This window comes from Neotabrizicola paludis, from assembly GCF_044142105.1.
Taxonomy (GTDB): Bacteria; Pseudomonadota; Alphaproteobacteria; order Rhodobacterales; family Rhodobacteraceae; genus Pseudogemmobacter.
This window is the reverse complement of record NZ_JBGTYM010000001.1, coordinates 845,397-870,146: the sequence shown is the minus strand read 5'-3', so window position 1 is coordinate 870,146 and position 24,750 is coordinate 845,397. Positions and strand designations below refer to the sequence as shown.

Below are 24,750 nucleotides of genomic sequence, written 5' to 3'. Positions count from 1 at the left end.
GAGTTACAGAACCGCAGCAGAACCACCGCAGAACGGACGGGCCCGGGAATCGGGCTCCTGAAACCCCGAAAGCGGATGGTGCCATGACGGTCCTCCTTGTCATTCTTGTACTGCTGGCCCTTTCGGCTGCAGGCTTCGTCCTGGGGCGGCAGCGCGCGCTGCTGCTGTCCGGGCGCAACCCCAGGCTCCTGCATTCGCTGCCGGGCTATTACGGCTGGCACGCCGCGCTGATGGCGCTGATCCCGGCCATGCTTCTTCTGATCCTCTGGGTCATCGTGCAGCCGATCCTCGTGCAGCGCGACGTGACCGATACGCTGCCTGCGGCGATGGTCAGTGACCCGGCCGCGCTGGAGCTGACCATGGCCGATGTGCGCCGCCTGGCCGGGGGGCTGGATGCCGCCGTCGCGGGCGGCAAGATGACCGAGCAGGAAGCGGCCATGCTGCGGACCGAATTCACCGATGTGCGCGGCAAGCTGGCCTCGGTCGGCGTCGCGCTGGGCTCGGATGTCAACAAGGATGTCCTCGCCGCCGCGCAGGAATATCGCGAGATCACCAAGACCGTCTCCTTCTGGCGCGCCGTGATCGTGATCGGAGCGGGCGTGATCGGCCTTGGCCTGGCGCTCGCCTGGACCAAGCCCGATTTCTGGGCTCGCAACCGGGTGGAAGCGGCGCTGATGGGCCTGCTGATGCTGGCCTCGACCATCGCCATCCTGACCACGGTCGGGATCGTCTGGTCGCTCTTCTCGGAAAGCGTGAACTTCTTCCGGCAGTATCCGCTCAGCGAGTTCTTCTTCGGCCTGACCTGGAGCCCGAACTTCCGCGGCGGCTCGGAGCTTGGCTTCCTGCCGCTCCTGTGGGGCACGCTGTACATCACCGTCATTTCGATGATCGTCGCGGTGCCACTGGGTCTTTTCGCCGCGATCTACCTGGCCGAATATGCCTCAAAGCGCGTCCGCGCCTGGATCAAGCCGCTGATCGAGGTCATTGCCGGCATCCCGACCGTGGTCTTCGGCCTTTTCGCGCTTGTCACCGTCGGCCCCTTCCTGCGCGATTACTTCGCCCAGCCCCTGGGTCTTGGAAATTCCGGCTCTTCGGTGATGACGGCGGGGATCGTGATCGGGATCCTGAACATTCCTTTCATCTCCTCCCTGTCAGATGACATCATCAACTCGGTGCCGCAATCGCTGCGCGATGGCAGCTACGGCATCGGTGCCACCCGCGCCGAAACCATCAAGCAGGTGATCCTGCCCGCCGCGCTGCCGGGCATCATGGGCGCGGTGCTTATGGCCGCCTCGCGCGCCATCGGCGAAACCATGATCGTGACCATGGGCGCAGGCGCCGCCGCCAAGCTCAGCCTCAATCCCTTCGAGGCCATGACAACGATGACGGTGAAGATCGTGGGCCAGCTGACCGGCGACACCGATTTCGCCAGCCCCGAGACGCTGGTGGCCTTCGCTCTTGGCATCACCCTTTTCGTCATCACGCTAGCGCTGAACATCCTGGCGCTGTGGATCGTGCGCAAATACCGGGAGCAATACGAATGACCGATCTTTCGTCAGCAGGCGCAGCCCCCCTGCGCACGGTCACGAAGCGGTCCATCCTGACCGCCTCGCCCGAGATGAAGCGCCGCAACGCGGTGGAAAGACGGTTCCGTCTCTACGGGCTTGTCGCCATCGCGCTCAGCCTCTCGATCCTGGCGCTGATGCTTTTCATCATCTTGCGCGACGGCAGCTCGGCCTTCGTGCAGGCCAAGCTCAGCTTTCCTGTCACGCTGGACGCCGCCGTGCTTGACCCCAAGGGCAATGGCAACCGCGACGAGATGACCAAGGTCACCACCATCGGATATGGCAAGGTTCTGGGCAAATCCTTCGTGGCCGCGCTGGCTGCCAAGGGGATCGACACTGCCGACATGCCGGAAAAGGACGTCGTCGCGATGATTTCCAAGGATGCAGCCGGCGATTTGCGCGCCCGCGTCCTGGCGGATCCCGCGCTTCTGGGCCAGACCATCGACGTGACCGTCCTGGCCGGTGGCCGCATCGACGGCTACATGAAGGGCCGCGTCACCAAGATCACCGCGAAGCGCGACGGCAATGTCACCCCGGAACAGCTCGAGCTTGCCGACCGGCTGATCGCCGCCGGCATGCTGGCGAAGAAATTCAACCTGCAATTCCTCACGCTGCCCGATGCCTCGGACCAGCGGCCCGAGGCGGCGGGTCTGGGCGTGGCGCTCGTGGGCTCGCTGTACATGATGCTTCTGGTCGCTGTGATGTGCGTGCCGGTCGGCGTCGCGGCCAGCATCTATCTTGAGGAATTCGCGCCCAAGAACCGCTGGACCGACCTGATCGAGGTGAATATCTCGAACCTCGCCGCCGTGCCCTCGATCGTGTTCGGCATTCTGGGTCTTTCGGTCTTCATCAACTTCATGGAGTTCCCGCAATCCTCCGCGCTGGTCGGCGCGCTGGTGATCTCGCTGATGACCCTGCCCACGATCATCATCGCCACCCGCTCGGCCATTAAGGCGGTGCCGCCCTCGATCCGCGACGCGGCCCTGGGCATCGGTGCGTCGCGGATGCAGACCGTGTTCCACCATGTCCTGCCGCTTGCCATGCCCGGCATCCTGACCGGCGCCATCCTTGGCCTGGCCTCGGCCCTTGGCGAAACCGCGCCGCTGCTTCTGATCGGCATGGTGGCTTTCGTCGACAACTACCCGGGCGCGCCGATCGAGGGCTTCGGCGATCCGGCCACCGCGCTGCCGGTGCAGGTCTATTCCTGGGCCTCGCGCTCGGACCCCGCCTTCATCGAACGCTCGAATGGCGCGATCATTGTGCTTCTCGTCTTCCTCCTGGTCATGAACGTGGCCGCCATCCTCCTGCGTCGCAAATTCGAACGCCGCTGGTAGGTCACACAGGAACAAACGGATATGAACATGAACGACATGCGAATGACGGACGCTTCCGTGGACATGAACCAATCGAAAATCTCGGCCAAGGATGTGCAGGTCTATTATGGCGAGAACCACGCCATCAAGGATGTCTCGGTCGAGATCCTCGACAAGGCCGTGACCGCCTTCATCGGGCCGTCGGGCTGCGGGAAATCCACCTTCCTGCGCACGCTGAACCGGATGAACGACACCATCCCGATCTGCCGCGTCGAGGGCAAGATCCTGCTGGAGGGCGAGGATATCCGGGATCCTCGCGTCGATCCCGTGCAGCTTCGCGCCAAGGTCGGCATGGTGTTCCAGAAGCCCAACCCCTTCCCGAAGTCGATCTATGACAATGTCGCCTATGGCCCGCGCATCCACGGTCTGACCCGCAACAAGGCGGAACTGGACGAGGTGGTCGAAAGCTCGCTGAGGAAAGCCGCGCTGTGGAACGAGGTGAAAGACCGTCTCCACGCGCCCGGCACCGGCTTGTCGGGCGGACAGCAGCAGCGCCTCTGCATCGCCCGTGCCGTGGCGACCTCGCCCGAAGTCCTGCTCATGGACGAACCCTGCTCGGCGCTTGACCCGATCGCCACCGCCCAGGTGGAAGAGCTGATCGACGAGCTGCGCACCAATTTCTCGGTGGTGATCGTGACCCATTCGATGCAGCAGGCCGGGCGCGTCAGCCAGAAGACCGCCTTCTTCCACCTGGGCAACCTCGTGGAATATGGCGACACGACCCAGATCTTCACCAATCCGCATGACCCGCGGACCGAAGCCTATATTTCCGGCCGGATCGGCTGACGGGAGACAGTTGATGGAACAGCATATCGTGTCCGCCTTCGACCGCGACCTCGAAGGGGTTCAGGCGCAGGTGATGAAGATGGGCGGCCTGGTCGAGAAGGCGCTTCTCGACGCCGCCGAGGCGCTCGAGCGCCGCGACGAGGCGCTGGCCGAAAAGGTCCGCGCCGCCGACAAGGCCATCGACGAGATGGAAGAGCTGATCCAGACCGATTGCGCCCGGATCATCGCGCTGCGGGCGCCCAATGCCACCGACCTGCGCACCGTCCTCACGGTGATGCGCATGGCCTCGGCGCTGGAACGCTCGGGCGACTATGCCAAGAACCTGGCCAAGCGCAGCCTGGTCCTGATGCAGATGTCGCCGGTGAATGGCGCGCCGGGCGCGGTGCGCCGCATGGCCAAGGCCGTGGTTTCGCAACTGTCCGACGCGCTTGACGCCTATATCGCCCGCGATGCCCAGAAGGCGGCCGAGGTCCGCCGCCGCGACCAGGAAGTCGACCAGATGTATAACGGGCTCTTCCGCCAGTTCCTGACCTATATGCTGGAAGACCCGCGCACGATCTCGGCCTGCATGCATCTGCATTTCATCGCCAAGAACATCGAGCGCGTCGGCGACCACGCCACCGCCATCGCCGAACAGGTGATCTACCTGGTCGACGGCAAGATGCCCGTCGACGAACGGCCGAAGCTCGACAGCGTCGGCACGGCGACCGACTGATCGGGCAGGGAAGGGGAAGTCAGCCAATGGCTCAGGACAGCAGACCGACCGTGCTACTGGTCGAGGACGAACCCGCGCAGCGCGAGGTTCTGTCCTATAATCTCGACGCCGAAGGGTTCCGCGTCGTCTCTGCCGACAATGGCGAGGACGCGCTGATGCTGGTGGACGAGGAAGCGCCCGACATCATCATCCTTGACTGGATGATGCCGAAGCTCTCGGGGATCGAGGTCTGCCGGCGGCTGAAGATGCGGCCCGAGACGCGGGCGATCCCGATCATCATGCTTTCGGCCCGCGCCGAAGAGGTCGACCGCATCCGCGGGTTGGAAACCGGTGCCGATGACTATGTCATCAAGCCCTATTCGGTCCTTGAACTCATGGCCCGCACCCGCGCCCAGTTGCGCCGCGTGCGGCCCTCGACCGCCGGGGTGGTGCTGGAATTCGACGATATCCGTCTCGATCCCGAAACCCATCGCGTCTACCGCTCGGACAAGGTGCTGCGCCTTGGCCCCACCGAGTTCCGCCTGCTGACCACGCTGATGGAAAAGCCGGGCCGGGTCTGGAGCCGCGAGCAGCTTCTCGACCGGGTCTGGGGCCGCGACATCTATGTCGATACCCGCACCGTCGATGTCCATGTCGGCCGCCTGCGCAAGAGCCTGATGCAATTCGGCGGCGAAGATCCCGTGCGCACCGTGCGCGGCGCGGGCTACGCGCTGGGCTGAATGCGGCCCAGGCTGACGAAGGCAGGGCCGCAGGTCTTTCTTCTGTTCGGAAATATCCCGGGGGTGCGGGCCGCAGGCCCGAGGGGGCAGCGCCCCCTTACGCCGCCAGCGTCTCGCGCAGGGCCTGCAGGAAGATCCCGGCATGGTCGGGCTGGAAGGGCAGCGGCGGGCGGATCTTCAGCACATGGCCCTGTGGGCCGGTGGCCGAGATCAGCGCGCCGCGATCGCGCAGCCCGTTGACGATCCGCGCCGCCTCCGGTGCCGAGGGCGCGCCGTCGCGCAAGATGTCGACCGCAAGGAACAGACCCGCGCCGCGCACCTCGCCCAGCCGGTCATCGGCGCGCGCCATGGCCTCCAGCCCGTCGCGGAAGATCTGGCCCGTCGCCGCCGCATTCTGCCGCAGGCCTTCCTCCTCGATCACCGTCAGCACCGCCAGCGCCGTTGCCGCCGCCACGGCATTGCCGCCGAAGGTGTTGAAATAGCGCGCCTGCACACCGAATTCCGCAACGACCTGCGGCTGGATCACCAGCCCCGCCACCGGATAGCCATTGCCCATCGGCTTGCCCAGGGACACCATGTCGGGCAGCACGCCATGGCGCTGGAAACCCCACATCTGCCCGCCCGTCCGGCCAAATCCCGGCTGGACCTCATCGGCCAGGAAAAGCCCGCCCTCGGCCCGGATCGCCGCTGCCGCCGCCGCCAGGAAACCCGGCGGATCAAGCCACAGCCCGTCCGAGGAAAACACGGTATCGAGGATCAGAAGCGCGGGCTTGATGCCCCTGTCCCGCATCCGTGCGCAGGCGGCGGTGACGGCTGCGGCAAAGCCCTGCGCCACGCCCTGCGGGTAATTGGCGGGCGAGGGGGCGGGGATGGCGAAGACCTCGGGGCCGGGTGCCACCGCCGGGCCGATCGACATCGACATCTGCGCCGTGGCCAGCGTCACGCCGTGATAGGCATTGTCGGTGACGATCACCCCGGTCCCGCCGGTCGCCGCACGGGCGATGCGATAGGCCAGGTCATTGGCCTCGGACCCGGTGCAGGTAAACATGACATTGGAAAGTTCAGCCGGGAAATGCGCCAGCAGCCGCTCGGCATAGGTCAGGACCGTGTCATGCAGATAGCGGGTATGGGTGGCCAGCACCGCGGCCTGCCCGGCCATGGCCTGCACCACACGGGGATGGGCATGGCCCACCGAGGCCACGTTGTTGTAACAGTCCAGATAGGCCCGTCCCGCCGCATCGTAGAGCCAGACCCCCGCGCCGCGCACCAGATGCAGCGGGCGTTCGTAGAACAGCCGATAGGCCGGACCCAGCAGCCGCGCCCGGCGTTCGACCAGCGCGGCTTCCTCGGGCGGCAGGGCGGTGCCGGGGACAAAGGCATTCACCATCTGGACGGGGCGGTCAGTCATCATTCCTCCGGTCTGGCGGCAAGGGTCAGGGCATGGGCCAGCGCGTCGCGGCCCAGGTTTTCGAAAGCGGCAAGCCCCGCCCTGGCATTGGCGGAATTGCGCAGGATGTATTCGGCATTCGACGGATAGCGCGCCGCGCGCCAGCCCGAGATCACGAGGCTCGTCACCATCCGCGCGGCGATCAGCTCGGGCAGCAGCGCAACTTCGGTCCCGGACAAGGCGATCCGCGCCGCATAGCCCTGGATCAGCGCACAGGGGCCGCCCAGAGGGTCGGCGGGATCAAGCTGATAGGCCGCGGCCACCGCCAGATCGCAGATGCGCGGCGTGCGCACCATGTCGCCAAAGTCGATGACGCCGGTGATGCGGTCGGGGTCGTCCGCCGCGGTCAGGATATTGTGGCGGTTGAAATCGCTGTGGCAGACCTGCCGGGGCAAAAGCGCAAGCTGCGGCGCGACCTGCGCCTCGAATCTCTCGATGAAATCCCCGGCCCAGGCCGCAAACCCGCGATCGGGCAGATCGGGCAGCATCGCCGCAAGGCGCGGCAGGCGCTGGATGTCCCACAGGATCACAGGATCGGCCCCGGCGCCGTCATAATCGGCCAAGGCCAGCGTCAAGCGCGCCAGCAGCGCCCCGATGGCCCGCGCCTGCGGGGCCGAAAACGGGGTCTGCGCCTGCGGCTTGCCCTCCAGCCAGCTCATCAGCCGCAGCCGCCCCTGGGGCAGATCGACCCAGAGATCGCCCGTCGCCGTCGGCACCACGCGCGGGACCGGCAGGTCGGGATCGGCCTTGGCCACATGCATCAGGGCCTTGCTTTGAAAGGCCGTCAGCGCCATCGGCTCGGCCGGATTGGCCAGCTTCACAGTGAACCGCCCCTGCGGCCCGTCGAGCCGGTGGTTCAGGTCGCGCTCGGCGGTCAGCGCGGTGAGATCGCCCTCCAGCCCCCAATGCCGTGCCAGATGCCCAAGAATCTCTGTCTGCGACAGGCGGGGCGGCGGGTGCGAAAGGATGTCGGAGAATGCTTCGGATGCGGTATCGGGGGACATGGTCTGCCTGTGCTGTCGCGGCAGATGATCACAGGCCAAGCCACAGCGCCAGCCCTTGGCTTGCCGTCCGGCGCAGTCTGGGGCAGGCAGGACATGCAGGGGAGGGGCAGGATGGACTGGCTGGAATTCGGGTTTGCGCTGGCGCTGTTTTTGGTGTCGCACCGCCTGCCGGCGCTGCTGGGGATCAAGGATCGCCTGATCGCGCGTTTCGGACGGCGGGCCTATGGCCTGGCCTATTCGGTTCTGTCGCTGGCGCTGTTCGCCTGGGTGATCGCGGCGGCGGGCCGCGCGCCTTTTGTGCCGCTCTGGGACCAGCAGGGCTGGATGCGCTGGCTCGTGAACCTGACCATGCCCGCCGTTTTCCTGCTGGGAAGCTGCGCCGTCGCCGCCGCGAACCCCTTTGCCTTCGAAGGCAGGAAACAGGGCTTCGATCCGGCCCATCCCGGCATCGCGGGCCTGACGCGCCAGCCGCTTCTTTGGGCCATGGCGTTTTGGGCCAGCGCCCATCTTGTCGCCAATGGCGATCTTGCCCATGTGATCCTGTTCGGCGCGATGCTGGCCCTGACGCTCAGCGGCATCGCCCTGATGGAGCGCCGGTCGCGGCGCAGCCTCGGCCGCGACTGGCCGCGCCTTGCCGCCCATACCGCGCTGATCCCCGGCGCGGCCCTTCTGTCCGGCCGCTGGCGCCCGCGCTTTCGCCCGCCCTGGCGCCGCCTCGCCGTGGCGCTGCTGATCTGGGCGGCGGCGTTCCACCTGCATGAACCCCTGATCGGTCTCTGGCCCGGCCCCTGATCGCGCCCTGATCACCCTATGCCGGCGCATTCCGTCTTGCCTCTGCCGCCGGGCCTGTCAGGAATGGCGGCAACCAGCAAAAGGGGCGTTTCATGAGCATGGTTCAGGTCTTCGACGGGCATAACGATCTTCTCCTGCGGCTCTGGCAGGATGCTGCCCGACGCGACGAGATCTTCCTGACCGGCGAGGGCAAAGGCCATCTTGACCTGCCCCGCATGAAGGCGGGCGGCTTCGCGGGTGGGCTTTTCGCCATCTACATCCCCTCGCCGCATGAGGGCGATGCGCCCGATTACATGCACATGATGGACAACCCGCCCTATGACCTGCCCTTGCCCGCCTTGATCGAGGCCGCGGCGGCGCAGCCCTGCGCCCTGGGGCAGGCCGGGTTGTTCCACTGGATGGCGCGGGCCAGCCAAGGCGCCTTCCGCGCCTGCACCACCGCCGCCGAGATCCGCCGGGCCGCGGCCGACGGCGCCGTTGCGGGCGTGCTGCATATGGAAGGGGCCGAGGCGATCGGCCCCGATCTGGATGCGCTGCATGTTTTCCATGCCATGGGCCTGCGCTCGCTTGGCCCGGTCTGGAGCCGCCCGACCATTTTCGGCCATGGCGTGCCCTTCCGCTTTCCCGGTGACCCCGACACCGGCGACGGCCTGACGGCCGAAGGCGAGGCACTGGTCCGCGCATGCAACGCGCTGAAGATCATGCTCGACCTCAGCCACATGAACGCCAAGGGCTTCCGAGACGTGATGCAGCTCTCCGACGCGCCGCTGACCGCCACCCATTCCAACGCCTGGGCCGTCACCCCGTCGACCCGCAACCTCACCGACTGGCAGCTTGACGCCATTGCCGAGACCGGCGGCCTCGTCGGCCTGAACTTCGCCACTGTCTTCCTGCGCGAGGATGGCCGCGATTCGGCCGAGATGGGCTGGGAGCCGGTGATGCGCCATCTCGACCATCTCCTGGCGCGTCTGGGCGAGGACGGCGTGGCGCTGGGATCGGATTTCGACGGGGCGACAGTGCCGCAGGGCATCACCGATGTCGCGGGCCTGCCGAATCTGATCCAGGCCATGCGCGATCACGGCTTCGGCGAGGCGCTGATCCGCAAGATCGCCTTCGACAACTGGCTTGCCCATCTGGAGCGCACCTGGGGCGCCTGACACCCCGTATGTCCCGCATCCTTTAATCCAAAGTCTTTTACTCGGGATTGACAAATCCAAGTCAATCGGTCAGGAATTGACCGAACCGCCCAGCCATGTCCGTCCCGGTCAAGCAAGGCCCGAACGCGTAAGACCAGGACCCGATGGAGAGCGGCAATGACCAAGATCGAAAGGGCCGGGCGGAGCCATCCGCTGGCCGAGATGCTGATGGATCTGACACCTTCGGCGGGGGCCTTCCCGCTGTCGCTGATCGAAGCGCTGATCGAGCGCAGCCAGATGCCGGCCCTGCCGGCGGGGGGGCAGAAATGAACATGCGCCCCGAGCCGATGCTGACCCCCTGGCTGAGCGCCGATGCCTCGCCCGTGCATGAGGCGCGGGTCCTGACCGAAGGCGGAAGTCTCGCGAAAATCCTGCTCGACGGGCAGGTCTATACCTTGCGGATCACCCGTCAGGGCAAGCTGATCCTGACGAAATAGGGGGCTTCTGATGATCGTCTGCCACTGCATGGCCATCTCGGACCGCGACATCACGGCGGCGGTCACCTGGATGCGCGCCGCCGACCCTGCGACGATCATCACCCCCGGCAAGGTCTACCGTGCCCTTGGCAAGCGCGCCGATTGTGGCGGATGCCTGCCCCTTTTCCTTGACACGATGCGCGGCTGTGCGAGTTTTGCGGTAGCCACGGGCAGCATCGCGGATGCGCCCCAGCCGATCCCGATGCTTCGCAGGACAAAGGAAGGGCAGCATGAAGGGCGACCCGAAAGTCATCGAATTTCTGAACGCGGCCTTGCGCTCTGAGCTGACGGCGGTCAGCCAGTACTGGCTGCATTTCCGGCTGCAGGAGGATTGGGGCTATGGCCGCATCGCCGCCAAAAGCCGCGCCGAATCGATCGAGGAAATGCATCACGCCGACAAGCTGATCGCGCGGATCATCTTCCTTGAGGGCCATCCCAACCTGCAAAAGCTGGACAGCCTGCGCATCGGGCAAAACCTGCGCGAGACGCTTGAGGCCGATCTTGCGGGCGAACATGACGCGCGCACCCTCTATATCGAGGCGCGCCAGCATTGCGACAAGGTGGGCGACTATGTCAGCCGCGCCTTGTTCGACGAGCTGCTGACGGATGAGGAAGGCCATATCGACTTCCTCGAGACCCAGCTTGCCCTGATGGATGACATCGGCCCGCAGATGTATGGCCAGTTGAACGCCAAACCGGCCAACGAGGCGGAATAGTCGGAAAGGCGGCGGTGCGTGTTCGTTTGCCCCGCCGCTCTCCGGCCGCTTACGTCACCCCATATTTCTGCCGCGCCTCGGCAAAGGACAGAAGCCGCCCCTGCGCCTCGTCCCACAGATGCAGCCGCGCCTGCGCGATGCTTTCGCGGATGGTCAGGCGCTGCGCCTCGGCCAGGCTGCGATGTTCGCGCAGCACTTCCGGCAGCCGGTAGAACGGGATGCGCGAATAGAGGTGGTGAACATGGTGGATGCCGATATTCCCGGTCAGCCAGCGCAGGGGTTGCGGCAGGACGTAATGCGAACTGCCCTCCAGCGCCGCATCATGCAATTGCCAGTCCTCGCCCTTGGCCCAATGCGTCTCTTCGAACTGATGCTGCACATAGAACAGCCAGACCCCGATCGTCGCCGCGATCACCGAGGTCGGCAGAAAGATCAGGAGCACCGGAAGAAACCCGCCGAACCAGACGATCAGCCCCAGCGCGATGGCGATCATCGCATTGGTGCCCATGGCCGAGGTCCAGTAGCGCCAGCCCGCCCGCATCAGCCCATAGGGCAGGCGGTTCTGCAGGATGAACAGATAGCTCGGACCCAGCACGAACAGGACAAGGGGATGGCGATAGAGCCGATAGGCCAGCCGCCCCAGCGGCGATCGCGCACGGTATTCCTCGATCGTCAGCGTCAGCACATCGCCGATGCCGCGCTGGTCCAGATTGCCGGCATGGGCATGGTGGATCGAATGCGACCGCCGCCACACCGCATAGGGCGTCAGCGTCAGCACCCCGAGGACGCGACCGAGCCAGTCCTGCGCCTTGCGGTTGCGCAGGAAACTGCCATGGCCGCAATCATGCTGGATGATGAAAATCCGTACCAGAAAGGCCCCGTTCAGAATGGCCAGCGCCAGCGCGAGCCAGGGGCTGACCGAGAGCGCCATCCAGGCCAGCGCCCAGAGCGCCAGAAAGGGCGTCACGGTCGCCGCCAGCTCGAACAGGCTGCGCCCGGTCGAGGGTTCACGGTAGCGGGCAAGGGTGGAAAGCCAGTCGCGGGCAGAGCGGGTCGGTTCGGGTCTGTCGGTCATCAAGGCCTGTCAGGTATCGCCAAGGCGGCTTGGCGGTTTCATTGGCGCACCCGAAGGGTGGCCCCCAGCGGTTAAGGAATGCTGACCCGTCTGACAACCGCCAACATGTCGCGGCCCCCGCGCCGGGCGGCGGCGAAGGCCGTTCAGCCGCCGGTATGGCTCATGTGCCGGGTCATCTGGCCGCGGATCACCTGCCGGGAATAGTCGAAGTCATGGCCCTTGGGCTTGCGCGCGATGGCGGCGCGGATCGCGGCTTCCAGCGGCGCATCGTCGCCCGGATGCGCGCGCAGCGGTGCGCGCAGATCAGCCATGTCTTCCTGCCCGAGGCACATATACAGCTCGCCCGTGCAGGTCAGCCGCACCCGGTTGCAGCTTTCGCAGAAATTATGGGTCAAGGGCGTGATGAAGCCGATCTTCTGCCCGGTCTCCTCCAGCCGCACATAGCGTGCCGGCCCGCCCGTCCGCTCGGCCAGGTCTTCCAGCGTGTAGCATTGCGCCAGCCGCGCCCGCAGATCCTTGAGCGACCAGTATTGGTCCAGCCGCCCCGGTTCGATCTCGCCCATCGGCATGACCTCGATCCAGGTCAGATCATGGCCCTCGCGCGCGCACCATTCGGTCAGCGGGATCAGCTCATCCTCGTTGAAGCCTTTCAGCGCCACGGCATTGATCTTGACCCGCAGCCCAGCCGCCTTGGCCGCCGCGATCCCGTCCAGCACCTGCGGGAGCCGGCCCCAGCGCGTGATCTCGGCAAATTTCTTCGCATCCAGCGTGTCGAGCGAGACATTGATCCGCCGCACGCCCAGATCGACAAGCGGCTGGGCGTATTTGGCAAGCTGGCTGCCATTCGTCGTCAGCGTCAGTTCCTTCAGCGCGCCGCTTTGCAAATGTCGCGCCATGGCTTCGAAGAAGGTCATAATCCCCTTGCGCACCAAGGGTTCGCCCCCGGTGATGCGCAACTTCTCGACCCCCAGCCGCACGAAGTTGGAACACAGCCGGTCCAGCTCCTCAAGCGTCAGCAGCTCGGCCTTGGGCAGGAAGGTCATGTGTTCCGCCATGCAATAAGTGCAGCGGAAATCGCAGCGGTCGGTGACCGAGACCCGCAGATAGGAAATGGCGCGGGCGAAGGGGTCGATGAGCGGGGCGCGGGTCATGGCAAGGAAAGTAGGCCCGGCGGGGCGCTGCCACAAGAGGAAAGCCCGTGGTTGCGGGGCAGGGGCCTTGCGACTATCGTCTTGGCCATGATCACACGCATCGCCCCCCTCCTCGTGCTCCTTGCCGCCCTGCCGGGCTGCGAGGCCCTGAAATCGCTGGGCAAGGGGGAAGACAAGGCCCCGCCCGGCGATCTCGCCACCGAATTCGCGGCCCCGGTCGAGACCACCTCGCTTGAAGGCATGGGGGCGGGACAATCCGTCGCGGCGCTTGACCAGACCAGCGCGGCCGAAAAGTCCGCCGCCCTCGCCGCGCCCGCGCAAGGCGGCGAACGCGCGCTCGGCAAGGCCGTGGTGGCGCTGGGATCGCCCGCCGAACAGGGGCTCTGGGTGCAGACCGCGCTGGTCAGCGCGCCGACGAAGGGCCGTGTGACCGCCTCCAACGGCCAGTCGCTTGCGGTCGAGCTGCGCCCGGGCACGGGCGGCGCGCTGATGTCGCTTGCCGCCTATCAGGCGCTGGGCATCGCGCTGACCGAATTGCCGGAAGTGACCGTCTACGGGCCGTAGGCCCCAGACCGCCGCAGCAATGCCGCACCGCACCGGGACTTCGGGGCAGGGGCCTCTGCCTCGCGGCGTTCTTCTGTTCCTCAAATATCCCCGCCGGAGGCTCCCACCGCAGCGGCAGGCGCCCGGGATCAGTATTCCGCGCCGCCGCCCTGCCATTCGCGGGCAAGATTGCCGAAGCGCGTGAAGCGGCCCTCGAAGGACAGCGGCACTGTGCCGATCGGGCCATGGCGCTGCTTGCCGATGATGACCTCGGCGACGCCATGGCATTTCTCCATGATCTCCTGCCAGGCCGCCATCTTGTCCAGCTCGTGATCGGCGGGCTTTTCCCGCTCGCGGTAATATTCCTCGCGGAAGACGAACATCACCACATCGGCATCCTGCTCGATCGAACCCGATTCCCGCAGGTCCGACAGTTGCGGTCGTTTGTCCTCGCGGCTTTCGACCTGGCGCGACAGCTGCGACAGGGCGATCACCGGGATGTTCAGCTCTTTGGCGATGGCCTTCAGGCCCTGGGTAATCTCGCTGACTTCCTGAACCCGGTTCGCCTCGGACGATTTGGACGAGCCCTTCAGAAGCTGAAGATAGTCGATCATCAGCACGTCCAGACCATGCGTCCGCTTCAAGCGCCGCGCCCGCGCCGCAACCTGCGAAATCGGCAGGGCGGGGGTGTCGTCGATGTATAGCGGGCAGCTTTCCAGATCCTTCGCCGCATCCACGAAGCGGCGGAACTCGGTCTCGGTCATGTCGCCGCGCCGGATTTGTTCCGAAGGCACTTCCGAGGCTTCCGACAGGATCCGCGCCGCCAACTGCTCGGCGCTCATTTCCAGCGAGAAGAACCCGACCACCCCGCCTTCGACCGCGCCTTCCGACCCGTCGGGCTTGCGGCCACGGCGATAGGCCTTGGCGACGTTGAAGGCGATGTTCGTCGCCAGCGAGGTCTTGCCCATCGAGGGGCGCCCGGCCAGGATCAGGAGGTCGCTTTCGTGCAGGCCCCCCAGCTTCTTGTCCAGATCCACGAGTCCGGTCGAAATCCCGGCCAGCCCGCCGCCGCGCTGATAGGCGGCGTTCGCCACATTCACCGCATCGGTGACGGCCTTGAGGAAGGACTGGAAGCCGCGCTCGGCCACGCCCTGTTCGCCCAGCTTGTAAAGCCGCTGCTCGGCTTCGGTGATCTGCTCGCGCGGCTCACTGTCAAGATCGACCTTGCCCGCCCGGTCTGAGATGTCGCGGCCCAACTGGATCAGCTCCCGCCGCACCGCGAGGTCATAGATCATCTGGGCATAGTCGCGCGCGGCGAAGCTGGAAATCGCCGCCCCGGCCAGCCGCACCAGATAGGCCGGCCCGCCCAGTTCCTTCAGCCCGGCATCCTCTTCCATGAAGGCTTTCAGCGTGACGGGCGAGGCCAGCGCGTTCTTCTGGATGCGCGCGGCGGCGATCTCATAGATGCGTTGATGGACCGGGTCGAAGAAATGCGCAGGCTTGATCAGCGCCGCCACCCGGTCATAGATGTCGTTATTGACCAGGATCGCGCCCAGAAGCTGTTGTTCCGCCTCGATATTATGCGGCAGCGCCTCGGTCGCCGATGCGTCCGAGACTGCCGGAACGCCCGGTCGCAGGGTTGCGACTTCGCTCATGCCTTGACCCCTAACTTCCCTCCGGCGCGTCTTTTCATCCGCGCGCCTCGGGTCCTGTGATGCTCTGATCCGCCCGCCGCGACAACCGCTGATAAGTCAGGGGGTAAGTCGGGGGACAGCTTCATTTTAGGCGAAATGCCCCGAGTCGGCCACAAGCGATTGCGGCTGCCTGGTGTAAAGATCACAAGCCGCAGCGCGGCGACTCGTGATTGCCCACAAAGCGTCCCCAGCGTCGCCCCCAGGGCGGCACCCGCTCAGGCGGGTTTCCGCGCGTCCTGCCAGGCGCGCGGCGCCTTGAGGAAGGCTTCGACCCCGTCCAGCGTCTCGGCATCGAACGACCCTTGCGCCCGCGCCTCGGCCAGCATGTCCCACCAGGTGCAGAGATGGATCAGCTTCACGCCATGCTCGCCCAGCCGCGCCTCGACGCCGTCGAAAATGCCGTAATAGAAGATCACCGCCGTATGGCCGCAGGTCGCGCCGGTCTCGCGGATCGCATCCACGAACGAAAGTTTCGAACCGCCATCCGTGGTCAGATCCTCGACCAGAAGCACCCGCTGCCCCTCGGTCATCGCACCTTCGATCCTTGCATTGCGGCCATAGCCTTTCGGCTTCTTGCGCACATAGGTCATCGGCAGGGCCAGCCGTTCCGCCACCAGCGCGGCAAAGGGAATGCCCGCAGTCTCGCCGCCCGCGATATTGTCGAAGGCCTCGAACCCCGCTTCGCGCAGCACCGTGACCGCCAGGAAATCCATCAGCATCGACCGGATGCGCGGATAAGAGATCAGCTTGCGGCAGTCGATATAGGTCGGCGAGGGCAGGCCGCTCGCCAGGGTAAAGGGCTCGCGCGCATTGAAATGCACGGCGCCGATTTCCAGGAAGGCGCGGGCGGTCAGCCGGGCAATCTCTTCCTTCGGCGGGAAGCTGGCTTGGATCATCTTCGTCCTTTCCGGTTTGGCCCGAATTCTGGTGGAAAACTCACAAATACCTGATTTTCGCAGAAAATCAGAACTCAGCTCTCCACCTGCCAATGCACGGGAAAGCCGGGATCAAAGACGGTCACCGGACCGGCCTCGGTAAAGATTTTCTCGGGGAAGCCATAGGCCACCTCGCGCTTGACCAGCCGCAGCCTGGCCTCGTTCACCGGCAGCCGGTAGAAGGCGGGGCCGCTCAGGCACGCGAAAGCCTCCAGCCGGTCCAGCGCACCCTCTTCCTCGAAGACATGCGCCAAGAGGGGCATCGTGTTCGTCGCGGTGAAACAGCCTGCGCAGCCGCAGGCATGTTCCTTCAGCGCATCGACATGCGGCGCGGAATCGGTGCCAAGGAAATAGCAACCCTTGCCAGAGGTCGCGGCCTTGCGCAGCGCCAGCCGATGCTTTTCGCGCTTGGCGACCGGCAGGCAATAGTAATGCGGCTTGATGCCACCGACCAGAATATGGTTGCGGTTGATGATCAGGTGATGCGTGGTGATCGTCGCCGCCAGAGTGTCGCCGCCCGAAGCCGCATAATCCGCGCCTTCTTCGGTGGTGATATGCTCCATCACCACCCGCAACCCTGGCAGGCGGCGGCGCAGCGGGTCCAGCACCGTGTCGATGAACACCGCCTCGCGGTCGAAAATGTCGACTTCGGGCGTCACCACCTCGCCATGGGTGCAAAGGGGCAGGCCGATCTCGGCCATCTTCTCCAGGACCGGCATCACCTTGGCCAGATCGCGCACCCCGCCATGCGAATTGGTCGTGGCACCCGCCGGATACAGCTTCACCGCCTTGACCAGACCCGAAGCCGCCGCCGCCGCCACATCCGCCGGATCCGTGTCCTCGGTCAGATAGAGCGTCATCAAGGGCTCGAAATCCGCGCCCTCGGGCAGGGCGGCCAGGATGCGGTCGCGATAGGCGGCGGCCTGATCGCCCGTCACCACCGGCGGCACGAGATTCGGCATGATGATCGCGCGGGCGAAATGGCGCGCGCTTTCGGGCAGGACACCCTGAAGCATCGCGCCGTCGCGCAGATGCAGGTGCCAGTCATCGGGGCGGCGGATCGTGATCTCTTGCATGCCGCCCGCCTAGCGCAAAGTGCTCCGATTGGCGAGAGGCAAAAGCCGCCGCGCGGGCATGCAAGGTCAGGCCAGCCCGCCCTTTCCCCCGACGCCAGATCCGGGGCAATCTGGACGCGACCCAATGCCGGAGCCCCCATGACCAAAACCCGCCTCGCCGCGCTTGCCGCCGCCCTTCTGCTGCCCTTGCCCGCCCAGGCCCTTGACCCGGTCTGCGATGATGTCACCACTCAGGCGGGCATGAATGATTGCGCCTATGACGATTGGCAGACCCAGGATGCCCTGCTGAACGACGCCTATGCCGAAGCCATGGCGCTGCTGAAAAACTGGGATGCGGATCTGCCGGCCAATCTTCAGGGCGGCGCCGACAAACTGCGCGAGGGGCAGCGCGCCTGGATCACCTATCGCGATGCCGCCTGCGCCGCCGAAGGCTATGCCATGCGCGGCGGCTCGGCCGAACCCCTTCTGGTCTATGGCTGCATGGCGCGACTGACCGAATCCCGCACCAAGGATTTGCAGGATATGGTCGCGGCCTATCGCTAGGCCGCCTCAGCCGCCCGTCAGCTCGGCCAGCCGCCGGGCGAAGCGCGGCGCCTTCATCCGTCGCGTGACCGAGCGGCAGATCATCGCCTCAAGCCGCGGCCGCTTGGCTGCTGCGGCATCGGCAAGAATCTGTTTCAGATAGGCTGGATAACTGCGCCGCGCCCGCCACAGCCTTGCATATCCGCTGCGATCCAGCATGCCGGCCATCGCGATCTGCAGCAGGGGATCGAGAATCCCCATCGCCGCCAGCGCGGCCTGCGTCGCCTCGCCCGTGCGATGCGCGTTCAGCACCGTTGTCCAGGGGCGGCGGAACAGCGCGGCATGCGCGGCATCATTTCGGTTCAACGGGTCATGCACCAGCCAGACCCGCGCCGCGCCTTCGGTCATGTCGGGCGCATAGCCATAGCGCGAGGTGAAATCCAGCCGCCGCGCCGCAAGATCGCGCCGGTCCCAGCCGACCATGGCGGGGTCCATCGTCGCCCGCGGCGCGACCAGAAGCGCCCGCGCGCCCGGTGCCGCCACCACGTAGGCCGCTGCCGCATAGCCGCCCGCGCCTGCGCCATGGAACAGCACCTGGTCGAAATCGTCGAAGAACGCGTCATCGACCAGACGGTCGAAATAGCCCCAGACCGCCCGGTCGCGCCAGAATGTCTCGCCCTCGGCCAGAATGGTCAGCAGGGACCAGCCATGGCGCTGACACAGCGACCAGGCGGCGGGCATGTTGCCCGCCCGCGCCCGCAGATCCTCGGCCCGTTCGAATGTCACCAGAAGGCTGGTGCCCGTCTCGGCAAAAAACGCCCAATGGCGGCTGCCCAGACGTTCGAGATAGCCATCCTCCTCGGCCACCTCTTCCATGGCGGACATCCAGCTGTCGGGGGTCTCGATGTCTTTCTCCACTAGATCGGCCATCAAAAACGCTTTCGGGCTTGCAGGTCCGGACGAGGCAGGGCGTGCTGCCCTTTTCGCAACTCGGCAGGCTGACGGCAAGCCATTTGCACCGCGTCCGGCCAATCGCCGCCCAGACAATCGCGCAAAATTGTTTCGCTTGCCTTAAGCCCCGGCGGGGTCGTCGCGCCTTGCCTTTTCCCGCGCCGCCACGCCATGCGACCAGACCAGCCGCGCCGCCTCTGCCGTCAGCACGCGGCTGGGCGCGGCCATCAGCAGGCGGCCGAAAAACGCCCGCCACGGCTCCTGCACCATCAGCTCGGCGAATTTCGCCCGCCGCCAGGCAAAGGCCGCCTCATGCAGCGGCCCCAGCACCTTGTCGGCCCGCAGCGCCGCGCGCAGCCCGGCACTGTCCAGCGCCAGGATCGAACGGTCCTCCTCGGCGCTGAAATTGCGCTCGACCCAGTAGCCCAGATCGGCGACCGAGGAATCGCGATTGGCCCGGCCCCGGTCGGCCTTGACCAGAAACCCTTCCATCGACCCCAGCGCATAGTGATTGAGCTGGCACAGCGCATAGTGATCTTCGCCCAGATCCGAGAAGATGCGCGCCGCATGAAAGGCCGCGGGCAATTCCGCGCCTGAACCGTCGATCCAGCGCTGCCCCGCCATCCGCGCCCGGTCCGGCGCGCGCGGGCGATGGACGCCCAGCTTGCCGTAAGCCCCGTCATTGCGGAACAGCGTCTTGACCAGCATCGCCCGCCAGGGCCAGTGCAGCACACGCGGCGCGGCGCGCAGGAAGGTTTCGGTCACCGGGCGGTCCGCCTGTGCCACCACGCCGCCATTGCCGAAAAGCCGCCATGTCAGCGGAAAGGCCGTGGCCTGCGGCGCCGCCGCGATCAGCGCCGGGACGGTGCGGTCCCCGGCATGGATGTTCACGAACTCGTCGATATCCAGCACCAGTACCCAATCGGCGGCGCGGGTCAGGGCATGGCGGTCGGCATGTTTCAGCGCGGCCCATTGCGGCCCTTCCTCATGCGGGCCGTCATTGCGCACATGGGTCAGCCAGCCCATCTCTTGCAGCCGGTCCAGCATCAGATCGGTGCCGTCGTTGCAATCATTGGAAAAGACAAGGAAATCGGTAAAACCGCAGGCGCGGTGATGCGCCAGCCATTCCAGCAGGAAGGCGCCCTCGTTGCGCAGCACCGTCACCGCCAGACAACGCATCACGCCGCCCCCCGGATATTCGCCGCAAATTCGCGCCCGATGGTCAATGCTGCGCCTCGCCCTCATGCTGTACGGTAAAGAAGAAATCCGGCGCGATCTCGCGCTCATGCAGATCCGCCGGAATCACCTGCGGCCCGGCATTGAACACGGCCGAGCCGAAATGCGCCTGCATCCGGCACAGTCTTTCCATGCGCGGCCCGGTCAGTTCCTCATAGAAGCGCTGATAGGTCTCGGTCGCGCGCAGTTCCGCGATCTTCGCCCTGTGGCAGCGCACCGAATACGCATGCGCGGCGGCGATCTCGGGGTCGGCCATCAGCCGGTCCCATTCCGCCTGCAAGGCCGGGATCATCCGCTGGATCGAGCGGTCCTCCTGCGCGTTGTGATTCATGCGGAACCAGTAATTCAGCCCCTGGTCGCGGTCGACATGGTTGACCCGCCCGCGGTCGCGCTTGACCAGAAAGCTCTCTGCCGAGCGCACCGCGTAATGGTTCAACTGCACCCAGTCATAGCCATAGGTCTCAAGCGTCGAGCGCCAGCCATTGCGGAACATCTCTTTCGGCATTTCGCGGCCCGACCCGTTCAGCCAGCGCACCTGATCCCAAAGATCGGGCTTCAGCCCCTTGGGCCGGTGCACGCCCAGCTTCTTGTAAATCTCCAGCGTGCGGAACAGCGTCTTGAAGCCCCAGGCCTGATGCGGCTTGCGCACCAGTTCCGGCGCGCAGCGGGTGAATTGCTCCAGCAGGAAGCGGTCCTCATAATCCCGCACCTCGCCATTGCCGAACAGTCGCCAGGTCAGCGCGATCATGTTGGCGCCGGGCAGGGCGGCCTCCATCGCCGTGAAAAGCGCTTTCAGCGTTCCGTCGCCCAACTTGACGTCGATGAATTCATCGACATCCATGCAGATCGCCCAATCCGCCGCCTGCAAGACCGCCTCACTCTCCGCCGCTTGCAGCGCCGCATGCTGCGGCTTGAGGTCCATGTCGCGAAACGGGTTTTCACGCCATTGGCACAGGCCCTTGCCGGCCAGCATCTGCAGCATCGTGTCGGTGCCGTCGCTGCAATCATTGGTGTAGATCAGGAAATCCGTCACCCCGATGGCGCGGTGATAGGCCAGCCATTCCAGGATGAACGGCCCCTCATTCTTCATCGTGGTGACGATCGCCACCCGTCGCGTGGCGGGCGCCTGGCCAGAATCCGGGGCAGGGGCCGCTTTGCGGGCCGAGGCCGGGGGGCGCACCGGCCGCGCGCCCAGGGCTTCGGCCAAAGCCAGAAGCCCCGCATCCTCGATCAGGGCGGTCTTCGGGGCCAGAGGCGCGCCGTCGGCCGCCGCAACCCGCAGCGCCATGCAGCGCCAGAAGGGCAGCACCTGCCGGGGATTGGCGAAGGAAATCCGGGTCTGCCGCCAGGTCTGTTCCAGCCCCAGCTTTTCCGGCGCGCAGGCCCAGCGGGCGCTGCCCCGCCGCATGTCGAAGGGGCGGCAGACATGATCGCCGAACCCCGCCGCCTGTCCCGCCCGCAGCCGCCAGGGATAGGCCCGCCGCCCGGCCAGCAGCACCGTCCCCGCCGTTTCCGCCGCCTCGAACGCGCTTGGCCCATCAGGCGGGGGCAGGATATCGCAAGCTTCAAGACTGACAACCGACCGCGCCCGCGCCAGGTAGCGCCATTTCATCCATTCATAAAGCACCGCCTCGTCCAGCGGCGATCGCCATTCATCCGGCTCGGGCGGCGCCATCCGGTCCTTGCCCGGCGCATCGGGCGCAAGGAACGGGTGCGTCTCCGGCCCGATCCCGGCCTTGCCCGAAGGCAAGGTCAGCTGCAACAGCCGCAGCGGCATGATCCCGGCGCAGGCCGCGCACAGCGCTTCGGCAAAGCCATCCCCCTCTGGCGCGCGATTGACCACCAGCGCCGCCTCGGCCCCCATTTTCCCATGCCAGCTCAGGCTTTCGGCGATCTGTCCCGGCGTCTCGGCCACCCGCAGCAGCAAGAGCACCCGCTTGCCCACGAAAAGCCCGTCCTGTGCACTGGCCACCGGCACCACCACATCAGAGCCATCCGCCAGTCCCAGCCGCAGCGCGCCTTCGCGCCCCGGCAGCACCGCCATCAGCCCGCCGGAAATCTCGCGCAGTTCCGCAATCCCGGCGGGCAGCAGCGCGGAAGACTGCGCCCCGCCGCCAAAGAACAGCCGCAGCCGCCCGTCGCAGCACAGAAGCCCGTCGATGAAGCGCGGCAGACCGGGCACATCCAGGGCAAAGGACGGCGCCCGGTCGACGCCGAACCCTGCTTCCCTGTCACCCTGATCCGCCACCGGCCCGCCCCCTGTCCGACCGGGCGATCTGCCGCCGCCCTGATCCTGTCCTAGCACCAACCGCGCCGCCGTCCCAGCATCTTGCCAATCCAAGCCCGCAAAACCCGCCGAAAATCGCGCCGATTCCTGCGCATTTCCCCTTCGCGCTGCCAGATCCGCCCGCTATCGTGCTGCAAAAGGAAACAATGCCCGAAGGGCCGCACCCGATCATGACCCCCGAATACCGCATTGCCGCGCTCTGGATCGGCGGGCCGCTCAGCTTTCTCGAACAGCTCTGCCTCGTCTCCTTCGCCCATGCCGGCCAGCATGTGACGCTTTACAGCTACGAGCCGGTGCAGAACGTGCCTTCGGGGATCGAGCTGGCCGATGCCAATCAGATCCTGCCGCAGCAGGGCTATCTGAAACATGCCAAGACCGGCTCGCCCGCGCTGCATTCCGATGTCTTCCGCTATCACCTTCTTGCGAAATGCGACCGCACCATCTGGGCAGATACCGATGCCTATTGCGTGAAGCCCTTCACCACGCCCAACGGGCATTTCTACGGCTGGGAATCGAAGAAGCATATCAATGGCGGCGTGCTCGGCCTGCCGCGCGACAGCGAAACCCTGCGCCTGTTGCTCGAGCACACCTCCGACGCCTGGTCGATCCCCTCCTGGTATGGCCCGGAATACGAGGCCGATCTGCGCGAAAAGCTGGCCGCCGGAATCCCCGTCTCCGCGGCCGACCAGCCCTGGGGCGTCTGGGGGCCGCACGCGATCACCCACTTCCTGCACCGGACCGGCGAGGCGCGCTTCGCCCTGCCGCGCGTGGCGCTTTATCCCGTCGCCTTCAAGGACCGCCGCCTGATCCTGCGCCCGGCCTGGGACGCCTCGGAGATGATCACCGGCGAGACGCTCTCGATCCATTTCTACGGCCGCCGGATGCGTCGCCGCATCGTCAGCCACGAACCGGGCGGCATCCCCCGGCCGCGCAGCCTCTTCGGCCAGCTGTTGAAGAAACACGGCATCGACCCGCGCGCGGCGCCCATCCCCCTCAAGCCCGGCGATCCCGGCTATGGCGCCGATGACGACGGGGACGAGGACGCCGCCTGATCCCTTGCCGATGGCACGTGGCGGAGGAGAAAGGTCTTCCGAAGCGGAAGACGTTCGGAAGACCTGCGGAAGACGTTCGGAAGACACAGGGGGGCGGGGCGGTTTTCGCCCTCGGGCAGGCAGGGGCATGAGCTTTCCTCATGCCCGGCCCGGCCCCTTGGCTTAGTAAAAAGCCTGCAAGCCGGTGATCGCCCGGCCCAGGATCAACGCATGAACATCATGCGTGCCCTCGTAGGTGTTCACCGTCTCCAGGTTCACCATATGGCGGATCACCTGGAAATCCTCGGAAATCCCGTTGCCGCCATGCATGTCGCGCGCCCAGCGGGCGATATCCAGCGCCTTGCCGCAATTGTTGCGCTTGATCAGCGACACCATCTCGGGCGCGGCATTGGCCTCGTCCATCAGCCGCCCCACCCGCAGGCAGGCCTGCAGGCCCAGCGAGATCTCGGTCAGCATATTGGCAAGCTTGAGCTGGAACAGCTGCGTCTGCGCGATCGGCTTGCCGAACTGCTTGCGGTCCAGGCCATAAGCCCTTGCCGCGTCGAGGCAAAACTCGGCAGCGCCCATCACGCCCCAGGCAATGCCATAGCGGGCACGATTCAGGCAGCCAAACGGGCCCTTCAGCCCCTCGACATGCGGCAGCAGCGCCTCTTCGCCCACTTCCACATTGTCCAGGACAATCTCGCCGGTGACCGACGCGCGCAGCGAAATCTTGCCGCCCACCTTGGGCGCCGACAGGCCCTTGGTGCCCTTGTCCAGCACGAAGCCCTTGATCTTGCCGCCATGCGCCTCGGACTTGGCCCAGACCACGAAGACATCGGCGATGGGCGCATTGCTGATCCACATCTTGGACCCGTTCAGCACATAGCCGCCCGAGGTCTTCTTCGCGACGGTCTTCATCCCCGCTGGGTCCGATCCGGCATCCGGTTCGGTCAGGCCGAAACAGCCGATCCATTCGCCCGAGGCCAGCTTGGGCAGGTATTTTTTCCGTTGTTCTTCCGTGCCATAGGCATAGATCGGATACATGACCAGCGAGGATTGCACCGACATCATGCTGCGATAGCCGCTGTCGACCCGCTCCACTTCGCGCGCCACCAGCCCATAGGCCACATAGCCGGCACCCAGCCCGCCATATTCCTCGGGGATCGTCACGCCCAGCAGCCCCATCCCGCCCATCTCGGCAAAGATCGCCGGATCGGTCTTTTCCTCGCGGAAGGCGGTGATCACGCGGGGTTGCAGCTTTTCCTGCGCATAGGCGCGGGCACCGTCGCGCAGCATGCGTTCTTCTTCCGTCAGCTGGTCCTCCAGCCGGAACGGATCGCTCCAGTCGAAACGGCCCAGATCGGGGGCATCCTTGGATTTCAGCTTGGGACGGTCGGTCATTGGCGCGCGCTCCGGCAGGGAATGTCAGTCACTCTCAGGATAGACTTGCCGCATCC

The 24,750-nt window shown here is 66.0% G+C and carries 25 protein-coding genes; 14 read left to right on the top strand and 11 right to left on the bottom strand.

Going from position 1 to position 24,750, the window contains the following annotated elements; genetic code table 11:
• Positions 1–83: 83 nt before the first annotated feature.
• Genes pstC through phoB form a run of 5 tightly spaced genes read left to right on the top strand, consistent with a single transcriptional unit; the run spans position 84 to position 5,158 of the window.
• Positions 84–1,544: a phosphate ABC transporter permease subunit PstC gene (gene pstC, locus ACED67_RS04235; protein ID WP_395540284.1), complete on the top strand. Its 1,461-nt coding sequence runs from the start codon at positions 84–86 to the stop codon at positions 1,542–1,544.
• Complete coding sequence (gene pstA, locus ACED67_RS04230) at positions 1,541–2,899, top strand: phosphate ABC transporter permease PstA (protein WP_395540283.1); 1,359 nt, start codon at positions 1,541–1,543, stop codon at positions 2,897–2,899. The genes pstC and pstA overlap by 4 nt, the downstream gene beginning before the upstream one ends.
• A gap of 27 nt (positions 2,900–2,926) precedes the next feature.
• Positions 2,927–3,724 (top strand): phosphate ABC transporter ATP-binding protein PstB, encoded by a 798-nt coding sequence (pstB, locus tag ACED67_RS04225; RefSeq protein WP_395540282.1) that lies wholly within the window; start codon positions 2,927–2,929, stop codon positions 3,722–3,724.
• A gap of 13 nt (positions 3,725–3,737) precedes the next feature.
• Complete coding sequence (phoU, locus tag ACED67_RS04220) at positions 3,738–4,439, top strand: phosphate signaling complex protein PhoU (RefSeq protein WP_395540281.1); 702 nt, start codon at positions 3,738–3,740, stop codon at positions 4,437–4,439.
• A 26-nt stretch (positions 4,440–4,465) separates the two neighbouring features.
• Positions 4,466–5,158 carry a phosphate regulon transcriptional regulator PhoB gene (gene phoB, locus ACED67_RS04215; protein WP_395540280.1) on the top strand — a complete coding sequence of 231 codons (693 nt, stop codon included), beginning with the start codon at positions 4,466–4,468 and terminating at the stop codon, positions 5,156–5,158.
• Positions 5,159–5,255: 97 nt separating this feature from the next.
• On the opposite strand, the gene ACED67_RS04210 is transcribed toward phoB, so the two are convergent.
• Together ACED67_RS04210 and ACED67_RS04205 are read right to left on the bottom strand one after the other, a co-directional pair.
• Complete coding sequence (locus tag ACED67_RS04210) at positions 5,256–6,566, bottom strand: aspartate aminotransferase family protein (RefSeq protein WP_395540279.1); 1,311 nt, start codon at positions 6,564–6,566, stop codon at positions 5,256–5,258.
• A complete protein-coding gene (locus tag ACED67_RS04205) occupies positions 6,566–7,609 on the bottom strand; it encodes a phosphotransferase (protein WP_395540278.1) in 1,044 nt (347 codons plus the stop codon). Before ACED67_RS04205 ends, ACED67_RS04210 begins: the two co-directional genes overlap by 1 nt.
• A 111-nt stretch (positions 7,610–7,720) precedes the next feature.
• Between ACED67_RS04205 and ACED67_RS04200 the strand changes: the two genes are divergently transcribed.
• The 6 genes from ACED67_RS04200 to bfr all read left to right on the top strand — a co-directional run bounded on the left by ACED67_RS04200 (position 7,721) and on the right by bfr (position 10,789).
• Positions 7,721–8,401 (top strand): NnrU family protein, encoded by a 681-nt coding sequence (locus ACED67_RS04200; RefSeq protein ID WP_395540277.1) that lies wholly within the window; start codon positions 7,721–7,723, stop codon positions 8,399–8,401.
• A gap of 92 nt (positions 8,402–8,493) precedes the next feature.
• Positions 8,494–9,558 (top strand): dipeptidase, encoded by a 1,065-nt coding sequence (locus ACED67_RS04195; RefSeq protein ID WP_508436215.1) that lies wholly within the window; start codon positions 8,494–8,496, stop codon positions 9,556–9,558.
• Between the two features lie 156 nt (positions 9,559–9,714).
• Positions 9,715–9,867, top strand: coding sequence for a hypothetical protein (locus ACED67_RS04190; RefSeq protein WP_395540276.1), 153 nt, complete (start codon positions 9,715–9,717; stop codon positions 9,865–9,867).
• 17 nt (positions 9,868–9,884) lie between these two features.
• The gene (gene hemP / locus ACED67_RS04185; protein ID WP_395540471.1) at positions 9,885–10,034 is read left to right on the top strand and encodes a hemin uptake protein HemP; all 150 of its coding nucleotides are present in this window, start codon (positions 9,885–9,887) and stop codon (positions 10,032–10,034) included.
• Between the two features lie 10 nt (positions 10,035–10,044).
• Entirely contained in the window at positions 10,045–10,356 is a 312-nt protein-coding gene (locus ACED67_RS04180) for a (2Fe-2S)-binding protein (RefSeq protein ID WP_395540274.1), read from the top strand.
• Positions 10,304–10,789, top strand: coding sequence for a bacterioferritin (bfr, locus tag ACED67_RS04175; protein WP_395540273.1), 486 nt, complete (start codon positions 10,304–10,306; stop codon positions 10,787–10,789). The genes ACED67_RS04180 and bfr overlap by 53 nt, the downstream gene beginning before the upstream one ends.
• A 49-nt stretch (positions 10,790–10,838) precedes the next feature.
• On the opposite strand, the gene ACED67_RS04170 is transcribed toward bfr, so the two are convergent.
• Together ACED67_RS04170 and moaA are read right to left on the bottom strand one after the other, a co-directional pair.
• Entirely contained in the window at positions 10,839–11,864 is a 1,026-nt protein-coding gene (locus ACED67_RS04170; protein WP_395540272.1) for a fatty acid desaturase, read from the bottom strand.
• 143 nt (positions 11,865–12,007) lie between these two features.
• Positions 12,008–13,015, bottom strand: coding sequence for a GTP 3',8-cyclase MoaA (moaA, locus tag ACED67_RS04165; protein ID WP_395540271.1), 1,008 nt, complete (start codon positions 13,013–13,015; stop codon positions 12,008–12,010).
• A gap of 87 nt (positions 13,016–13,102) precedes the next feature.
• Between moaA and ACED67_RS04160 the strand changes: the two genes are divergently transcribed.
• Positions 13,103–13,579 carry a hypothetical protein gene (locus ACED67_RS04160; protein ID WP_395540270.1) on the top strand — a complete coding sequence of 159 codons (477 nt, stop codon included), beginning with the start codon at positions 13,103–13,105 and terminating at the stop codon, positions 13,577–13,579.
• Positions 13,580–13,707: 128 nt separating this feature from the next.
• Here ACED67_RS04160 and ACED67_RS04155 read toward each other — a convergent pair whose 3' ends face one another.
• From ACED67_RS04155 to pyrC, 3 genes are all read right to left on the bottom strand, one after another.
• Positions 13,708–15,213: a replicative DNA helicase gene (locus tag ACED67_RS04155; protein WP_395540269.1), complete on the bottom strand. Its 1,506-nt coding sequence runs from the start codon at positions 15,211–15,213 to the stop codon at positions 13,708–13,710.
• Between the two features lie 254 nt (positions 15,214–15,467).
• The gene (locus ACED67_RS04150; RefSeq protein ID WP_395540268.1) at positions 15,468–16,148 is read right to left on the bottom strand and encodes an orotate phosphoribosyltransferase; all 681 of its coding nucleotides are present in this window, start codon (positions 16,146–16,148) and stop codon (positions 15,468–15,470) included.
• Between the two features lie 74 nt (positions 16,149–16,222).
• Positions 16,223–17,263, bottom strand: coding sequence for a dihydroorotase (gene pyrC / locus ACED67_RS04145; protein WP_395540267.1), 1,041 nt, complete (start codon positions 17,261–17,263; stop codon positions 16,223–16,225).
• A gap of 138 nt (positions 17,264–17,401) precedes the next feature.
• On the opposite strand from pyrC, the gene ACED67_RS04140 reads away from it, so the two are divergent.
• Complete coding sequence (locus ACED67_RS04140; protein WP_395540266.1) at positions 17,402–17,806, top strand: lysozyme inhibitor LprI family protein; 405 nt, start codon at positions 17,402–17,404, stop codon at positions 17,804–17,806.
• A 6-nt stretch (positions 17,807–17,812) separates the two neighbouring features.
• Here ACED67_RS04140 and ACED67_RS04135 read toward each other — a convergent pair whose 3' ends face one another.
• From ACED67_RS04135 to ACED67_RS04125, 3 genes are all read right to left on the bottom strand, one after another.
• A complete protein-coding gene (locus ACED67_RS04135; RefSeq protein ID WP_395540265.1) occupies positions 17,813–18,715 on the bottom strand; it encodes a phosphoadenosine phosphosulfate reductase in 903 nt (300 codons plus the stop codon).
• Between the two features lie 141 nt (positions 18,716–18,856).
• On the bottom strand, positions 18,857–19,915 hold the full coding sequence (locus ACED67_RS04130; RefSeq protein WP_395540470.1) for a glycosyltransferase family 2 protein: 1,059 nt from the start codon (positions 19,913–19,915) through the stop codon (positions 18,857–18,859).
• Positions 19,916–19,958: 43 nt separating this feature from the next.
• Entirely contained in the window at positions 19,959–22,220 is a 2,262-nt protein-coding gene (locus ACED67_RS04125) for a glycosyltransferase family 2 protein (RefSeq protein WP_395540264.1), read from the bottom strand.
• A gap of 185 nt (positions 22,221–22,405) precedes the next feature.
• On the opposite strand from ACED67_RS04125, the gene ACED67_RS04120 reads away from it, so the two are divergent.
• A complete protein-coding gene (locus tag ACED67_RS04120) occupies positions 22,406–23,311 on the top strand; it encodes a hypothetical protein (RefSeq protein ID WP_395540263.1) in 906 nt (301 codons plus the stop codon).
• Between the two features lie 162 nt (positions 23,312–23,473).
• On the opposite strand, the gene ACED67_RS04115 is transcribed toward ACED67_RS04120, so the two are convergent.
• Complete coding sequence (locus ACED67_RS04115) at positions 23,474–24,694, bottom strand: acyl-CoA dehydrogenase (protein ID WP_395540262.1); 1,221 nt, start codon at positions 24,692–24,694, stop codon at positions 23,474–23,476.
• Between the last annotated feature and the right edge of the window lie 56 nt (positions 24,695–24,750).

Excerpts from the sequence above, each read along its gene's own strand:
- pstB (WP_395540282.1), top strand. The coding sequence starts at position 2,927 with ATGAACGACATGCGAATGACGGACGCTTCCGTGGACATGAACCAATCG.
- phoB (WP_395540280.1), top strand. The coding sequence starts at position 4,466 with ATGGCTCAGGACAGCAGACCGACCGTGCTACTGGTCGAGGACGAACCC.
- pstC (WP_395540284.1), top strand. The coding sequence starts at position 84 with ATGACGGTCCTCCTTGTCATTCTTGTACTGCTGGCCCTTTCGGCTGCA.
- ACED67_RS04120 (WP_395540263.1), top strand. The coding sequence starts at position 22,406 with ATGCCCGAAGGGCCGCACCCGATCATGACCCCCGAATACCGCATTGCC.
- ACED67_RS04130 (WP_395540470.1), bottom strand. The coding sequence starts at position 19,915 with ATGCGTTGTCTGGCGGTGACGGTGCTGCGCAACGAGGGCGCCTTCCTG.
- ACED67_RS04195 (WP_508436215.1), top strand. The coding sequence starts at position 8,494 with ATGAGCATGGTTCAGGTCTTCGACGGGCATAACGATCTTCTCCTGCGG.
- hemP (WP_395540471.1), top strand. The coding sequence starts at position 9,885 with ATGCTGACCCCCTGGCTGAGCGCCGATGCCTCGCCCGTGCATGAGGCG.
- ACED67_RS04150 (WP_395540268.1), bottom strand. The coding sequence starts at position 16,148 with ATGATCCAAGCCAGCTTCCCGCCGAAGGAAGAGATTGCCCGGCTGACC.
- phoU (WP_395540281.1), top strand. The coding sequence starts at position 3,738 with ATGGAACAGCATATCGTGTCCGCCTTCGACCGCGACCTCGAAGGGGTT.
- ACED67_RS04155 (WP_395540269.1), bottom strand. The coding sequence starts at position 15,213 with ATGAGCGAAGTCGCAACCCTGCGACCGGGCGTTCCGGCAGTCTCGGAC.
- ACED67_RS04140 (WP_395540266.1), top strand. The coding sequence starts at position 17,402 with ATGACCAAAACCCGCCTCGCCGCGCTTGCCGCCGCCCTTCTGCTGCCC.
- ACED67_RS04170 (WP_395540272.1), bottom strand. The coding sequence starts at position 11,864 with ATGACCGACAGACCCGAACCGACCCGCTCTGCCCGCGACTGGCTTTCC.
- ACED67_RS04160 (WP_395540270.1), top strand. The coding sequence starts at position 13,103 with ATGATCACACGCATCGCCCCCCTCCTCGTGCTCCTTGCCGCCCTGCCG.
- ACED67_RS04205 (WP_395540278.1), bottom strand. The coding sequence starts at position 7,609 with ATGTCCCCCGATACCGCATCCGAAGCATTCTCCGACATCCTTTCGCAC.
- ACED67_RS04200 (WP_395540277.1), top strand. The coding sequence starts at position 7,721 with ATGGACTGGCTGGAATTCGGGTTTGCGCTGGCGCTGTTTTTGGTGTCG.
- ACED67_RS04210 (WP_395540279.1), bottom strand. The coding sequence starts at position 6,566 with ATGACTGACCGCCCCGTCCAGATGGTGAATGCCTTTGTCCCCGGCACC.
- ACED67_RS04135 (WP_395540265.1), bottom strand. The coding sequence starts at position 18,715 with ATGGCCGATCTAGTGGAGAAAGACATCGAGACCCCCGACAGCTGGATG.
- bfr (WP_395540273.1), top strand. The coding sequence starts at position 10,304 with ATGAAGGGCGACCCGAAAGTCATCGAATTTCTGAACGCGGCCTTGCGC.
- ACED67_RS04190 (WP_395540276.1), top strand. The coding sequence starts at position 9,715 with ATGACCAAGATCGAAAGGGCCGGGCGGAGCCATCCGCTGGCCGAGATG.
- moaA (WP_395540271.1), bottom strand. The coding sequence starts at position 13,015 with ATGACCCGCGCCCCGCTCATCGACCCCTTCGCCCGCGCCATTTCCTAT.
- pyrC (WP_395540267.1), bottom strand. The coding sequence starts at position 17,263 with ATGCAAGAGATCACGATCCGCCGCCCCGATGACTGGCACCTGCATCTG.
- ACED67_RS04180 (WP_395540274.1), top strand. The coding sequence starts at position 10,045 with ATGATCGTCTGCCACTGCATGGCCATCTCGGACCGCGACATCACGGCG.
- ACED67_RS04115 (WP_395540262.1), bottom strand. The coding sequence starts at position 24,694 with ATGACCGACCGTCCCAAGCTGAAATCCAAGGATGCCCCCGATCTGGGC.
- pstA (WP_395540283.1), top strand. The coding sequence starts at position 1,541 with ATGACCGATCTTTCGTCAGCAGGCGCAGCCCCCCTGCGCACGGTCACG.